The 14,203-nt window shown below is 60.0% G+C and carries 15 protein-coding genes; 13 read left to right on the top strand and 2 right to left on the bottom strand.

Going from position 1 to position 14,203, the window contains the following annotated elements; all coding sequences use genetic code 11:
• The first annotated feature begins 416 nt into the window (after positions 1 to 416).
• The 8 genes from JNB85_RS30315 to JNB85_RS30285 all read left to right on the top strand — a co-directional run bounded on the left by JNB85_RS30315 (position 417) and on the right by JNB85_RS30285 (position 7,446).
• On the top strand, positions 417 to 845 hold the full coding sequence (locus tag JNB85_RS30315; RefSeq protein WP_220338104.1) for a VOC family protein: 429 nt from the start codon (positions 417 to 419) through the stop codon (positions 843 to 845).
• A 142-nt stretch (positions 846 to 987) separates the two neighbouring features.
• Positions 988 to 1,218 (top strand): DUF3788 family protein, encoded by a 231-nt coding sequence (locus JNB85_RS31175; protein ID WP_338050389.1) that lies wholly within the window; start codon positions 988 to 990, stop codon positions 1,216 to 1,218.
• The gene (locus JNB85_RS31170) at positions 1,113 to 1,406 is read left to right on the top strand and encodes a DUF3788 family protein (RefSeq protein ID WP_338050388.1); all 294 of its coding nucleotides are present in this window, start codon (positions 1,113 to 1,115) and stop codon (positions 1,404 to 1,406) included. Before JNB85_RS31175 ends, JNB85_RS31170 begins: the two co-directional genes overlap by 106 nt.
• A gap of 96 nt (positions 1,407 to 1,502) precedes the next feature.
• Positions 1,503 to 2,594 (top strand): Acg family FMN-binding oxidoreductase, encoded by a 1,092-nt coding sequence (locus tag JNB85_RS30305; protein ID WP_220338103.1) that lies wholly within the window; start codon positions 1,503 to 1,505, stop codon positions 2,592 to 2,594.
• A gap of 617 nt (positions 2,595 to 3,211) precedes the next feature.
• Positions 3,212 to 4,339, top strand: coding sequence for a septal ring lytic transglycosylase RlpA family protein (locus tag JNB85_RS30300; protein WP_220338102.1), 1,128 nt, complete (start codon positions 3,212 to 3,214; stop codon positions 4,337 to 4,339).
• 83 nt (positions 4,340 to 4,422) lie between these two features.
• Positions 4,423 to 5,616 carry a D-alanyl-D-alanine carboxypeptidase family protein gene (locus JNB85_RS30295; RefSeq protein ID WP_220338101.1) on the top strand — a complete coding sequence of 398 codons (1,194 nt, stop codon included), beginning with the start codon at positions 4,423 to 4,425 and terminating at the stop codon, positions 5,614 to 5,616.
• 134 nt (positions 5,617 to 5,750) lie between these two features.
• Positions 5,751 to 6,428 carry a dTMP kinase gene (gene tmk / locus JNB85_RS30290; RefSeq protein ID WP_220338100.1) on the top strand — a complete coding sequence of 226 codons (678 nt, stop codon included), beginning with the start codon at positions 5,751 to 5,753 and terminating at the stop codon, positions 6,426 to 6,428.
• Positions 6,421 to 7,446: a DNA polymerase III subunit delta' gene (locus JNB85_RS30285; protein WP_220338099.1), complete on the top strand. Its 1,026-nt coding sequence runs from the start codon at positions 6,421 to 6,423 to the stop codon at positions 7,444 to 7,446. The genes tmk and JNB85_RS30285 overlap by 8 nt, the downstream gene beginning before the upstream one ends.
• Before the next feature lie 101 nt (positions 7,447 to 7,547).
• Here the strand turns inward: JNB85_RS30285 and JNB85_RS30280 are convergent, their stop codons facing one another.
• Positions 7,548 to 8,336, bottom strand: a complete 789-nt coding sequence (locus tag JNB85_RS30280) for a sulfite exporter TauE/SafE family protein (protein ID WP_220338098.1) — start codon at positions 8,334 to 8,336, stop codon at positions 7,548 to 7,550.
• Between the two features lie 234 nt (positions 8,337 to 8,570).
• On the opposite strand from JNB85_RS30280, the gene metG reads away from it, so the two are divergent.
• The 3 genes from metG to JNB85_RS30265 are packed head-to-tail and all read left to right on the top strand — an operon-like array spanning position 8,571 to position 11,737.
• On the top strand, positions 8,571 to 10,121 hold the full coding sequence (gene metG / locus JNB85_RS30275; protein ID WP_220338097.1) for a methionine--tRNA ligase: 1,551 nt from the start codon (positions 8,571 to 8,573) through the stop codon (positions 10,119 to 10,121).
• Between the two features lie 4 nt (positions 10,122 to 10,125).
• Positions 10,126 to 10,908: a TatD family hydrolase gene (locus JNB85_RS30270; RefSeq protein ID WP_220338096.1), complete on the top strand. Its 783-nt coding sequence runs from the start codon at positions 10,126 to 10,128 to the stop codon at positions 10,906 to 10,908.
• Positions 10,909 to 10,912: 4 nt separating this feature from the next.
• Positions 10,913 to 11,737, top strand: coding sequence for an MBL fold metallo-hydrolase (locus tag JNB85_RS30265; RefSeq protein WP_220338095.1), 825 nt, complete (start codon positions 10,913 to 10,915; stop codon positions 11,735 to 11,737).
• Here the strand turns inward: JNB85_RS30265 and JNB85_RS30260 are convergent.
• A complete protein-coding gene (locus JNB85_RS30260; RefSeq protein WP_220338094.1) occupies positions 11,722 to 12,333 on the bottom strand; it encodes a TerC family protein in 612 nt (203 codons plus the stop codon). The genes JNB85_RS30265 and JNB85_RS30260 overlap by 16 nt on opposite strands.
• A 192-nt stretch (positions 12,334 to 12,525) precedes the next feature.
• Between JNB85_RS30260 and JNB85_RS30255 the strand changes: the two genes are divergently transcribed.
• Both JNB85_RS30255 and JNB85_RS30250 read left to right on the top strand, forming a co-directional pair.
• Entirely contained in the window at positions 12,526 to 13,194 is a 669-nt protein-coding gene (locus JNB85_RS30255; protein WP_220338093.1) for a DUF2161 domain-containing phosphodiesterase, read from the top strand.
• 159 nt (positions 13,195 to 13,353) lie between these two features.
• Positions 13,354 to 14,203 (top strand): ISNCY family transposase (locus JNB85_RS30250; RefSeq protein WP_220338092.1); only part of this gene is annotated, 850 nt, incomplete at its 3' end.

Below are 14,203 nucleotides of genomic sequence, written 5' to 3'. Positions count from 1 at the left end.
GCGACAAATCGTAGACGTTCCTCCATCACCGAAGTCTCTTTCCACGGCATCAACACCTCCCGCCAAAAGCGAAAAGTGTTACCCATCTCTCCGGTACAAAACGTCACCTATCTCTCAAGTCGGGCACCGATTTCCCCTCCACAGCGCGATATTGCCGCATGAAGCCACGTGGACTGGCGAACCGTCGATTCTACTCTATAGCCGATGGATCTTAGTTGGGGCCGCAAACTGATTTAGCATGGTAAAGGAAGTTTGCGGCCTCGTTACGGTCATTATACCGCAATGACGTGCCGGATAAGTCGTGATTCAATGTAGTAAGGCGTCTTTCTCGCAGGCTGAGGAATGACTGACGGTCATCGACTGAACTGATATTCAGCAATGAACTTTATCAGCAAGATTTCACAAGGAGAGCGACCATCGAAACTCATCGATTGCATCGAGGTCGGCTTATCGACCACATCCAGCTCGTGGTGCAGGATCTCAAGGCGAGCCGGGATTTCTACACTGCCATTCTGGCTGTGCTGGAGGTTCCTGTTGTCGACACCGCCGATGGATATTTCTGGGCTGACGAACTTGTCGTGTCTTCGGCTGAAAGTCCGGCGGCGCTGGGTGTTCTGACAGGACGACACCACCTTGCCTTCCAGGCGAGGGACCGCGCGACAGTGGATGCCTTCCACAACGCGGCGCTGACCCATGGCGGGCGCGACAACGGTGCGCCCGGCGAGAGAGCCTACCATCCCGGATATTATGCGGCTTTCGTGCTCGACCCTGATGGTAACAACATCGAGGCCGTTTTCCACGGCGAGGCGAAGCGCAGCGCGCCGTCGGTGGTGGTGGATTTTTAGGCCTCAGCCCTACGGTCGATCGCACATTTGCGATTCTGGCTCTCTATCAAGGAAGGAGCGGCATGGATCAGTCGCGCCAGGTCGGAGATCGTCTCACGAACAAGTCCGCTCCACCGAGTGACGAGACCGTTCGCGATTGACCGTGCTGGACGCTTTTGCGTATTGGAAAGCTCTTCAAGACTGGATCGAGAACTCATACCCAGGGACCTTCTTTCCTGCGTGGATTTATGGCGGAAAGAAGCATGGGAGGTCTCTGCGATACAAGAAATCGCGGGTCTTCTGCACTTTCCTGCCGGAATACAGGCTGTTCTCTGTCGTGGTGGTTCTGGGGGCGCTGAAAGAGATAAACTCGAGGCACGGCGCAAAAACCTGAGCTCGCAGCTAGGAGATCTTTATGATTCGACCGCGACATACCGCGACGGGAAATGGTTGCAGATCGGCGTATCGACCGCTGATGATCTGCGGGATCTGACGGAGTTGCTGACTATCAAGCGGCCGCCCGCTCACGCCATTGAAGGGCCTATTCCTGCGCGGGTATCGTCATTTAGGTACGGCCGATGAGGACGTCGATGGCAGCGTACCTTTGCATCGGTCTTTTGACTGAGGTCAACCGCTTGTCGCGCCATCTCGCATAGAATAGCGACGAAGGGAGCCGGCATGAGAAGGCGAGACATACTCATCGGCGCAGGCGGTGCATTCGTGCTGGCCGGTGGCGCCGCCGCCGGTTGGCGGTCGGCCGTGGGCTCTATGGGGGACTTTGATTCCTATGCAAGTGGCCTTCGCGCCCCGATGCCCGCCGACCCGAACATCGCCGACATCATCCGATACGCGACGCTTGCCGCCAACGGCCATAACACCCAGCCGTGGCGGTTTCGCGTGGGGGAAAGCACGATCGACATTCTGCCCGACCTCTCCCGTGCAACACCGGTCGTCGATCCCGACAATCATCACCTCTTCGTCAGTCTCGGATGCGCAGCCGAGAATCTGCTGATCGCCGCCACCGCAAGTGGACGGGCCGGGCAGTTGGAAACGGACGCTGGAGGCGAGCGCATCCGCTATTCCTTCTCCAGGGCTGAAGCTCATCCGCATCCTCTGGCTGCCGCCATCCCCAGACGGCAATCCACCCGAGCGGAATATGACGGGCGGTCGGTGCCTGCAGCGGATATCGAGGCGCTTCGGCGGTCCTCCGAAACGCCGGGTGTGCGTCTCGTCTTGCTTACCGACCGTGCTCGGATCAATCAGGTGCGGGACCTGATCGCTGCCGGCAACGATGCGCAGATGGCTGACGCGGCCTTCATTGCCGAGTTGAAGCGTTGGCTGCGGTTCAATCCGCGCAGCGCCATTGCGGCGGGTGACGGGCTGTTCTCGGCCGCAAGCGGCAATCCCGTGCTCCCCGAATTTCTCGGTGGTCTTGCCTTTGACACGTTCTTCACAGTCGGCGCCGAAAATGACAAATATGCACGTCAGATCGACTCCTCGGCGGGTATCGCGATCTTTCTGGCCGAGCGAGAGGACAAAGCGCACTGGAGCGCGGTTGGTCGCGCCTGCCAGCGTTTCGCGCTTGCCGCGACCGCTTCCGGCCTCAAACACGCCTTCGTTAACCAGCCTGTCGAGGTCGCGGGGCTGCGGCCTGAATTGGCGGCGCTGATCGGGGAACGCGGAATGCGGCCCGATATCATCATGCGCTTCGGCTACGGCCCGACGCTGCCTTTCTCGCCCCGCCGCCCCGTGAACGCCGTTCTGGTCTAGCAGCGGCAAGCGACGCTCCCCAAGATGAGCTAAGCGAGCGGCCTGCGACCCTTGCCGGGCAAGCAATTTAGAGGGCTACGACGTAGAAGTAGTTCTCTGTTTCGTCGCCCTCGGGCCACCATTGGCCGCCAGCACATCGGCTCGAAGCGGCGCCAGGGCGGCAAGCCACCTGAGCCATCGTCCCGAGCCTGGCTGTCCTCCTCTTCGAGCGGATGGTCGATCGTTTGAAATTCGTGATATTGGTATTCGCTCATGGCTGCGTCAGACAGGATGCAAGAGACCGTCGCCTTCAAGGATTGGCAGTGCCTCGAAAAGCGTCAGCCACTATTGAGGCGCCGCAAACCTATTGATCCGTTTCCGCCGTTGTTCATCTGTATCGCATGGGATCGGGCTGGCCCACTTTGTAAAGGCCGGCATTCCATTCCCGCACAGGTTAAAATCAACCAAACCTTAACCATAATGATTAGAATTTGGCCTATCGCCGCGAAAACGTTCGCAAATTCGCCACGATATCCACAAGATTAAAGTCTCGTTAGGCAGGCAGGGAATAAGGCAGCTCCAACTCGTTCACGAGTGACTTCCTTAACCATAAAACGGTCTTGAGTGGCGTGGGGCATATGAAACTGAATTACGGGGCGGCGTCTTTCGCAACGGCGGCACGGTGGCTGGCATTGTCGGCCGTGTGCGCAACGGTGGCGGCTTGCGGCACGACACAGGCGGTTCCGAAGAAGAAATCCCACGGCAAGGAATATTTCTCCGAAAGCGAATATGGCGTCAAAGCCAGCCCGCGTGTTGCGAACGGCAACAATATTCCCAAGGGCGGCGGCCGCTACATGGTGGGCGACCCCTATGTGGTGAAGGGCAAGATGTATTACCCCAGGGAGGATTACTCCTATAACAAGGTCGGCATCGCGTCCTGGTATGGCTCGGCCTTCCACGGCCGCCTAACGGCGAATGGCGAAGTCTATGACCAGATGCATCTTTCCGCCGCTCATCCGACTTTCCCGTTGCCGAGCTATGCGCGCGTGACCAATGTCGAAACCGGTTCGTCCATCATCGTGCGCGTCAACGACCGCGGACCTTATCACGAAGGCCGCATCATCGACCTTTCCAACAAGACGGCTTCCATGCTCGACCTGCAGCACAGCGGCACCGGTAAGGTCCGCGTTCAGTATGTCGGCAAGGCGCCGCTCGACGGCCATGACATGCCGTATCTGATGGCTTCCTATGTTCCGAAGGGCAGCCGTCTTCCGGGTATCTATCCGGGCGGGGGTCAGATCGCGACCGGCGTGATGGTTGCCTCCAACAGCAAGAAGATCACCGGCGACCAGTTGCAGAGCCTCGGCCGCTATTCCGACCCTTCGCCTGACAGCGTACCAGTGCCATTCTCGTCCGCTGCCTATGCGGGCAACTCGCCGAGTGCCAAATACAATGCGGCGGCTCAGGCGCCTTTGCCGATGCGGGCGCCGGCAGGCGGCCATTTCCTGCAGCCGCCCCCGGCTTTCTCCAATGGGGCACAGGCTATGGAACAGGCCGTGATCCTGCCGGAAATCGGACCCATTCCTTTTGAACGCCCGAACGGCTGGTCGAAGGGCACGTCGCTTGCGATGAACTATGACAATGCGATCACAGTGAATGTTCCGCTCGCCTTCGATGCCGTGATGGTGCGCAATGACGGACTGACGCAGGAATCTATTCTCGCTTCCTTCAAGCGCCAGAACGGCGGCAGCGCAAAGGCGCGATAAAGCCCCGCGATAAACTGTAATTGCATCGGCTTCCCACTCGCTTTACCCTCCTGAATCAACCCGCACGATCAATGGGAACTGCGATGTTGAAGCCGTTGCTTCGCCTCCTTGCATGCCTGCTCTTGCCTGCTTCCGCAGCCGTTGGCGCAGAAGGCACAGATGCCGGTTTCGTCACCAAGGCCGCGCAGGCTTATATGATCGAAGCCTCGACCGGCACAGTGCTTCTCGCCAAGAACGAGAACCAGGTCTTCGCGCCTGCTTCGCTTGCCAAGCTGATGACGATGGATCTCGTTTTCGATGCCGTCAGCAAGGGGCAGATTTCGCTTGATACCGAATATCCCGTTTCCGAATATGCCTGGCGCACCGGCGGCGCGCCCTCACGTGCGGCCACGATGTTTGCAGCGCTGAAATCGAAGGTTCGTGTCGAGGACCTGATCAAGGGTGTGGCGATCCAAGGCGCCAATGATGGCTGCATCATCCTTGCCGAGGGCATGGCCGGCAGCGAAGACCAGTTTGCGGCATCGATGACGCGTCGCGCACGCGATCTCGGCATGGACAAGGCCGTCTTCGGCAATTCAACCGGAATCCCCGATGGCAGGAGCAAGGTGACTGCGAGGGAACTGGTGACGCTCGCCACCGATCTGCAGACATCCTATCCCAGTCTCTATTCCTATTTCGCCCAGCCTGATTTCGAGTGGAACAAGATCTTCCAGCGCAATCGCAATCCGCTGCTCGGCATGGATCTCGGCGCAGACGGCCTAGCGACCGGCTTTACGGAAGGGGAGGGCTATTCGATCGTCGCCTCGGTCCAGCGAAACGGAAGGCGGCTCTTCATGGCGCTTGCCGGCATTGCTTCGGACAAGGAACGCACGGAAGAAGCCAAGCGGGTGCTGGAATGGGGGCTGACTGCTTTCGAGAGCCGTCAGGTCTTTGCCGACAAGGAAGTGGTCGGTGCGGCAAGCGTCTATGGCGGCACGGCACGCACCGTTGACCTCGTCGCCAAGGCACCGGTCAGTGTCTATGTTCCCATCAACAATCCTGACCGGCTTGCGGCCCGCATCGTCTATCATTGGCCTCTGATAGCCCCCGTGAAGGCCGACACGGAAGTCGGCACACTGCGCATTGTCTCCGGCAACAGGATGTTGCGTGAGGTCCCGCTCTATACGGCGCAATCCGTGGAAGTGGGATCGCTCACCAGCCGGGCAGTCGATGCGTTGCTCGAACTTGGCGAATCGCTGTTCTTCTCCTGGATGTGGGACAAGTCCGAGCAGAGCTGATGCCTTTTCTCGAGCCAATACAGCCGTAATTCGCCGGGGAAGGCGAATATGTCGCCGCGGCAAAAGGTTTCACTCCGCAACGTCTTCGGATAGATAGAGTAGGAGCGTGGCGCTCAGAATGCAGGAAAGTATCATTGTCGTCCGGTAAGGGTTTGTTCGTTACGTTTGAAGGCGGAGAGGGCGCTGGGAAATCCACGCAAATCCGCCGCCTCGCCGAGGCCCTCAGGGCCGAAGGGCATGACGTGCTGTTGACCCGGGAGCCGGGAGGCTCGCCGGGCGCGGAAGCAGTGCGCCATGTGCTGCTGTCCGGTGCGGCAGAAGCGTTCGGCACGCGCATGGAGGCGATCCTCTTTGCCGCTGCCCGCAACGACCACGTCGAAGAGGTCATCCGGCCCGCTCTTTCGAACGGCAAGATCGTGCTCTGCGACCGCTTCATGGATTCCTCGCGCGTCTATCAGGGCGTCACTGGTAACCTTGAGCCTGATTTCATCGAGACGCTGCAGCGTATCGCCGTCAACGGCGTGATGCCTGACTGTACGCTGATCCTCGATATTCCCGCCAAGTTGGGGTTGGAGCGCGTCATCAGGCGAAACCCCGGCGGCCCCGACCGTTTTGAGAAGGAGACGCTCGAAACGCACGAGAAGCGCCGCGAAGCCTATCTCGATATCGCCGCGCGTGAGCCTGAGCGCTGCCATGTCGTCAACGCCACGCAGCCGGAAGAGGCGATTGCCGCGGAGATCCTCACCATCGTCAAGCAGTTGCTGAAGCCATCGGCCGAAGCGCGGATGCCGGAAGCGGCGCATCATGAGTGAGGACAGGGCCGGACTGCTCGACGGCGCCATCTGGCCGGCCGAGAACACGAAGCTCTTCGGGCATGAAGATGCCGAGGATTTCCTGGCCCAGTTCTATCGCTCCGGCAAGGGCCATCATGCGATCCTGATCGAGGGGCCTGAGGGTATCGGCAAGGCGACACTGGCCTTCCGCTTCGCCAACCATATTCTAGCGCATCCCGATCCGGCCACCGCGCCGGAAAGTATTGCCGATCCGGATCTCAGCTCTGCTGTCAGCCGGCAGATCGCCTCAGGTGCCTCGCACAATCTCCTGCATCTCGCTCGTCCGGTCGACGAGAGGACTGGAAAGGTCAAATCGGCGATCACGGTCGATGAGGTACGCCGGGCCGGCAAGTTCTTCTCGCAAACCTCGGGCACCGGCAACTGGCGCATCGTCATCATCGATCCCGCCGACGACATGAACCGGAACGCGGCAAACGCCATCCTGAAGATCCTCGAGGAGCCGCCGAAGCGGGCGATGTTCCTTGTCCTCTCACATGCGCCGGGAAAGCTCTTGCCAACGATCCGATCGCGCTGCCTGCCGCTGAAGCTTGCCCCCCTTGATGATAGTGCGTTGGTTTCAGCACTTGCGCATCTCGGCATTCCGGGGGAGGGACGGGCTCTGCTTTCCGCCGCAAAGGGCAGCGTCAGCGAGGCGCTGAAACTGCTGAACTACGGCGGCGGCGAGATCATTCAGGCCTATAACGACGTTCTGTCCTCTGAAGGTCCTGCGGCGCGCAAGGCCATGCACCGGCTTGCGGATGCGCTTTCGGGCAAGGAAAGCGACGCGATCTTCGATTTCTTCGTGAGCCATGTGGGCAATGACGTGATGAACCGCGCGCGCATTGCGGCAGGCGAGGGACGGATTGCGGCGGCCGAACGCCTGGCACGGCTCTATTCCGACATCACCGAGAAGTTGAACGTATCCGACGCCTATAATCTCGATCGCAAGCAGACTATCATGGAAGTGCTTTCCGACATCAAGCAGCCCCGCGCGTAGAGCGTCGTGTCTGCATTCGGACGCACCAAGCACGTTCTAGCTCTTATTTTAAGCAATTCCGGACCCAAAACCGCTGCACACTCTTGTTGGAATTGCCCTGGTCAGCCGGCCAGCAAGTTCCAGGCGACGATCGCAAGCGTGACGGACAGCACGATACGGATCGTGCGCTCGTGCAGTTTCGGCGCAAGAAGGCTGCCGGCGATGATGCCGGGAATGGAGCCCGCAAGCAGGGCAAGCAGCATTGCCCAGTCGATCTCGCCGATGAACCAATATCCCATGCCGCCGATGAGAGTGAGCGGCACGGCGTGGACGATATCCGAACCGACGATCTCACGCACGTCGAGCCTGGGATAGAGGATCAGCAGGATTGTCACGCCCAGGGCGCCAGCGCCGACCGACGTCAGCGTGACCAGCACGCCTAGCACCAAGCCCAGAACGACCGTGAAGACTGCGATGGTTGCCGGTCTCGGCGGCATGCGCTCGCCGATGGCGCGCCGCGCAAAGGCGAGGATCTGGCCGCGGAAAACCAGCATGATTGCAGTCATGACCAGAAGCCAGCCGAGCGCGGTGGTGATGGTATTCGTAACTCCAATGCTTTTGCGATCGACGCCGGCCATCAGCCAAAGCATCGACAGTGCCGCAGGGACGCTGCCGGCCGCAAGACTACCGACGATTTTCCAGTTCACGCGTCCATGCATGCCGTGAACAGCCGTGCCCGCGGTCTTGGTGATTGCTGCATAGAGAAGGTCGGTTCCGACGGCGGTTGCCGGGTGGACACCGAAAAGGAGCACGAGCAGGGGCGTCATCAGTGAACCGCCGCCGACGCCGGTGATGCCGACCAGCGCTCCCACCATGAGACCGGACAGAGAATAGAGAGGCTCGAACGTCAAATACGCGCCTCCGAGGGCGCGCGGCCATGACTATTCCGATCGATGAAAAATGGCACTTCGCTTCCGTCCCGCCCTCTTGCGACAGAAGGGGTAGATTGCGCCAGAACGCGAGTCAAGGTCATCAATATGCGGCTCGGAAATCGTCGGCGGCTGCCAAACTTGATGTTTCGCTTGCGCGAGACATGCGCTAAGAGCGGCTGACGATTTTTATAGAGTAAGCCGGAATTGGCCGCCATGACAGACAAGACCCCCTTCTACATCACGACCGCGATCTCCTATCCCAACGGCAAGCCGCATATCGGCCATGCCTACGAGCTGATTGCGACCGATGCCATGGCGCGCTACCAGCGCCTCGACGGCAAAGATGTCTTCTTCCTGACGGGTACCGACGAACATGGCCAGAAGATGCAGCAGACAGCGCGCGCCGAAGGCATCACGGCACAAGCGCTTGCCGACCGCAATTCCGGCGAATTCCAGGCGATGGCGAAGCTGCTCAATGCTTCAAACGACGACTTCATCCGCACCACGCAGGAGCGTCACCACGAGACCTCGCGGAACATCTGGAACCTGATGGCCGATAATGGCGACATCTACAAGGATTCCTATGCGGGCTGGTACTCGGTGCGCGACGAAGCCTATTACCAGGAAAATGAAACGGAGCTGCGCGCCGATGGCCTGCGCTACGGGCCGCAAGGCACGCCGGTCGAATGGGTGGAAGAGGCGAGCTATTTCTTCAAGCTCTCCGAATATCAGGACCGGCTGCTGAAGCACTACGAGGAAAACCCCGATTTCATCGGCCCGGCCGAGCGCCGCAACGAGGTGATCTCCTTCGTCAAGTCTGGCCTGAAGGACCTGTCGATCTCGCGCACCACCTTCGACTGGGGTATCAAGGTACCGAACGATCCCTCGCATGTCATGTATGTCTGGGTCGACGCGCTGACGAACTACATTACAGCCACGGGCTATATCGAAGACAGGAACGGGCCGCGGGCGAAATACTGGCCGGCCGATGTGCATATCATCGGCAAGGACATTATCCGCTTCCATGCGGTCTACTGGCCGGCCTTCCTGATGTCGGCCAAGCTGCCGCTGCCAAAGCGCGTCTTTGCCCATGGCTTCCTGCTCAACAAGGGCGAGAAGATGTCGAAGTCGCTCGGCAACGTCGTCGATCCGGTGAATCTGGTGAACCATTTCGGCCTCGACCAGGTGCGCTACTTCTTTCTGCGCGAAGTCTCCTTCGGGCAGGACGGCAGCTACAGCGAAGAGGCGATCGGCACGCGCATCAATTCCGACCTTGCCAATGGCATCGGCAACCTTGCCAGCCGCTCGCTGTCGATGATCGTTAAGAATTGCGACGGCAAGATCCCGGAATGCGGACCGCTGACCGATGAGGACAAGGCGATGCTGGCACAGGCCGACGCATTGCACGCCTCGACACGCGAGGACATGGGAAAGCAGCTCATCCATCGCGCTTTGGCGTCCATCATTGCCGTCGTCTCCGAGACCGACCGCTATTTCGCCAGCCAGGAGCCGTGGGCGCTGAAGAAGACCGATCCGGCCCGCATGGGCACGGTCCTCTATGTAACGGCCGAAGTGGTGCGCCAAATCGCCATCCTGCTGCAGCCCTTCATGCCGGAATCGGCCGGCAAGCTGCTGGATCTCGTGGCCGCACCTGCGGATAAGCGCGACTTCGCCGCACTTGGCGAAGCTGGCCGGCTGGTGCCGGGAACGCCGCTCGAAGCGCCGAAGCCGGTTTTCCCGCGCTACCTGGCTCCGGAGGCTTAAGGCCGTGCTCGTCGATACGCATTGCCATTTGGACTTCGCCGATTTCGAGGCCGAGCGCGACGAGATCGTCGCACGCGCGCATGCGTCCGGCGTGGCGCAGATGGTGACGATCTGCACCCGCGTGCGCAAGCTCGACGGACTGCTTGCCATTACAGAAAAATACCCTTCCGTCTTCTGCTCGGTCGGCACGCATCCCAACAATGCGGGCGACGAACTGGATATCCAGACGGAAGATCTCGTTCGGCTCGCCAATGAACATCAGAAGGTTGTTGCGATCGGCGAGGCGGGTCTCGATTATTTCTACGACACGCAGAAGCCCGAGGATCAGCAGACCGGTTTTCGCCGCCATATTGCGGCGGCACGCGAGACGCAGCTGCCGCTGGTCATCCACAGCCGCAGCGCCGATGCCGACATGGCTGCGATCCTGACCGAGGAGACGGGGAAGGGGACCTTCCCCTTCATCCTGCATTGCTTCTCGGCCGGCCCGGAGCTGGCGAAGACCGGTGTCGAGCTCGGCGGCTATATCTCATTTTCAGGGATACTGACCTTTCCGAAATCGGAGGAACTGCGCGATATCGCCAAGACCATCCCGCACGACCGGCTGCTCGTCGAAACGGATGCGCCATACTTGGCGCCCAAGCGCTGGCGTGGCAAGCGCAACGAGCCATCCTATGTGGTGAATACGGCCGAGGTACTGGCTGACACGATCGGCCTTCCCTACGAGGAACTCGCGGGGATCACCACCGACAACGCGTTCAGGCTGTTTTCCAAGATGCCGAGGATCTAGCGGCGTGTCACGGCGACAGCGGTTCACCATTCTCGGCTGTTCGTCGTCACCCGGTGTGCCGCGCATCACCGGCGACTGGGGCGCCTGCAATCCGGACAATCCAAAGAACAGAAGAACACGCGCCGCCTTTATGGTGCAGCAGTTTTCTGATGATGGCGCTGCAACGACCGTCGTCATCGACACGGGGCCTGATTTTCGCGAGCAGATGATCAGGGCCGGGGTCGATCATGTCGACGCAGTCCTCTACACCCATCCGCATGCAGACCATATCCACGGCATCGACGATCTGCGTGGCTATTTCCATAATACCCGCCGGCGTGTGCCGATCTTTGCCGATCAGTTCACCATGGACCGATTGCGCGACGCCTTCGGCTATTGCCTGGAAACACCACCCGGCAGCAACTATCCGCCGATCGCGCTGCCGATCGTAATCGAGGATCTGGAAAAGCTCATCGAAATCCATGGGCCAGGCGGAACGATCGCTTTCAAACCGCATCTGCAGCAGCACGGCGACATCCATTCGCTCGGTTTTCGCATCGGGGATGTGGCCTATTGCAGCGATGTCAGCGATTTTCCGCCGCAGACGGTGGAGAAGCTGCAGGGGCTCGACATGCTGATCATCGATGCCCTGCAATATGCCTACCATCCCAGTCATCTTTCGCTGGAACAGTCACTCGACTGGATCGAGCGGCTTAAGCCCAAGCGGGCGATCCTGACGCACATGCATACGCCGCTCGACTATGATGTGGTCATGGCGCAAACGCCGGACCATGTAGCGCCGGCGTTTGATCAGATGAGCTTCGAGGTCGAGGTTCAGCTGCCGATATAAGGGGCAACCTCGATATATCCGCGGTAAATCATGTCCAGCGAGACATAGAGAATGATCAGCAGGCCGACATAGGCGATCCAGCGATGCTTGTGGAGCAGCCGTGCGATGAGGTTCGCAGCGATGCCCATCAGCGCAATGGAGAGGCCAAGGCCCAGAACCAGTACGCTCGGGTGCTCGCGAGCGGCACCGGCAACGGCCAGGACGTTATCGAGCGACATGGAAACGTCTGCGATGACGATCTGTGTCGCAGCCTGGAAGAAGGTCTTCTTTGGCGCCGATGCGCTGGCTTCGGCCGAATGATCCTCGCCGTGGCCGGCACGCAGCTCGCGCCACATCTTCCAGCAGACCCAGAGCAGCAGTAAGCCGCCGGCAAGCAGCAATCCGACGATTGCCAGCAGATAGACGGCCACAGAAGCGAACAGGATGCGGAGCACCGTTGCCGCCAGAATGCCGACAATGATTGCCTTGCGGCGCTGCGCGGCTTCCAGGCCGGCAGCAGCAAGGCCGATAACGACAGCATTGTCGCCGGCGAGAACAAGGTCGATAGCAATGACCTGCAGCAGGGCCGTCAAACCGGCCGCTGTGAAAATATCCATATTGAATTACCCTCGGGATACGCTTCGAGCGTGCTAGCGTCTTGAGGGTTTTCCGTCAACCTGCGAAGGGGTGCGTTGATGACCATCCACGGTCATTACGCGTAATCCGGTTGATGGCCATCGATGCGGTGTCCCGTATCAGCGGATGGATATAGATTATGGAACGATTCTTTTCTTCGATCCGCAGGCCCCATGGAAACTTCGCTTTATCTGCCCGTGAAAGGCTTCCTCGAAAAGGCAGGTTATGTCGTCAAGGGCGAAGTCGGCGGCTGCGATCTCGTCGGCCTGAGCGACGACGATCCGCCGGTGGTGGTGGTCTGCGAGCTGAAGCTCAGCTTCAATCTTGAGCTCATCCTGCAGGCCGTCGATCGCGCGGCCGTCTCTGACGAGGTCTGGATCGCGGCGCGGGTTTCGGCCAAGGGCAAAGGCCGGGAAGCCGACAAGCGCTACCGTGATCTCTGCCGCAGGCTCGGCATCGGCATGCTGGGAATTTCGGATAGCGGCGACGTCAGCATCATCGTCGGCTCCGTATCGCCAATGCCGCGGACCAATCCGAAGCGCCGATCGCGACTGATGCGCGAGCACCAGAAACGCCGCGGCGACCCGGCGCTTGGCGGCAGCTCGCGCACGCCGCTCATGACGGCATATCGCCAACAGGCGCTCGGCTGTGCGGCGGCGCTGGCATCGGGGCCGCTACGCGTTCGTGATATCAGGTCCGGTGTACCGGAAGCCGGCAAGATCCTGCTGTCCAATGTCTATGGCTGGTTCGAACGACTCGACAGAGGCGTCTACGGCTTGACGGATGCCGGACGGGAAGCGCTCCAGCGGTGGCCACAGCCGGAGATGCAGGCGGCGCAGTAGTGGGTTGGAAGCCTGATGTTCAAGGATGGGTTGGATACTGGCTTAGGTTCCATAATACATGTTATGCGATGTTCTGATGTAGCCGCAAAGTTAAAGTGTCCTGTTTCTGCAAAGTTGGAATGTCACTCTCCCCGGGTTTGATGACCTGGGAGATTGCGGATGGGACTGATTGCGATGAGCGAGCGTGATGTGCAGCGGATCGAGGTTTTGTCGAAGGTGATGGCCGGGCGCATGACGCTGGTGTCGGCGGCGCATGTGCTTGATCTGAGTGAGCGTCAGGTACGTCGGCTGCTGAAGCGGATCAGAACGACCGGTGCGGCGTCGATCCGGCACAAGGCGATCGGCCGGCCGTCGAACAACCGGATCAGCGACGGCGTTCGCGATTATGCGGTGACACTGGTTCGTGAACGCTATGCGGACTTCGGGCCGACCTTGGCGATGGAGAAGCTGGCCGAGCGAGATGGATTGCGGGTGTCGCGCGAGACTGTGCGCAACTGGATGGTTGATGCCGGCCTGTGGCTATCGCGCAAGCAGCGTCGGACGTTTCATCAGCCGCGGCTGCGGCGTGAAGCCTATGGCGAGTTGGTGCAGATCGACGGCTCCGAGCACCGCTGGTTTGAAGATCGTGGCGATCCGTGCTCGCTGCTTGTGTTCGTCGACGATGCGACCGGCAGGTTGATGCAGTTGCGCTTTGTGCGCTCGGAAAGCGCCTTCAGCTATTTCGAGGCGCTGGCGCTGTATCTCAAGCATCACGGCGCGCCTGTGGCCTTCTACTCGGATAAGCATTCGGTGTTTCGGGTGGCGAAGAAGGACGCCAAGGGCGGTCAGGGTATGACCCAGTTCGGCCGTGCACTCTCGGAACTAAACATCGAGATTCTTTGCGCAAATTCGAGCCAGGCCAAGGGTCGTGTCGAGCGGATGGATCGGACGCTGCAGGATCGGCTGGTCAAGGAATTACGGCTGGCTGGCATCGACAATATGGAGGCAGGCAATGGGTTTTTGTCGGGCT

Origin of the sequence: Rhizobium mesosinicum (assembly GCF_019511345.1) — a bacterium.
Classification (GTDB): Bacteria; Pseudomonadota; Alphaproteobacteria; order Rhizobiales; family Rhizobiaceae; genus Rhizobium; species Rhizobium mesosinicum.
This window is presented reverse-complemented; position numbering and strand designations above follow the sequence as displayed.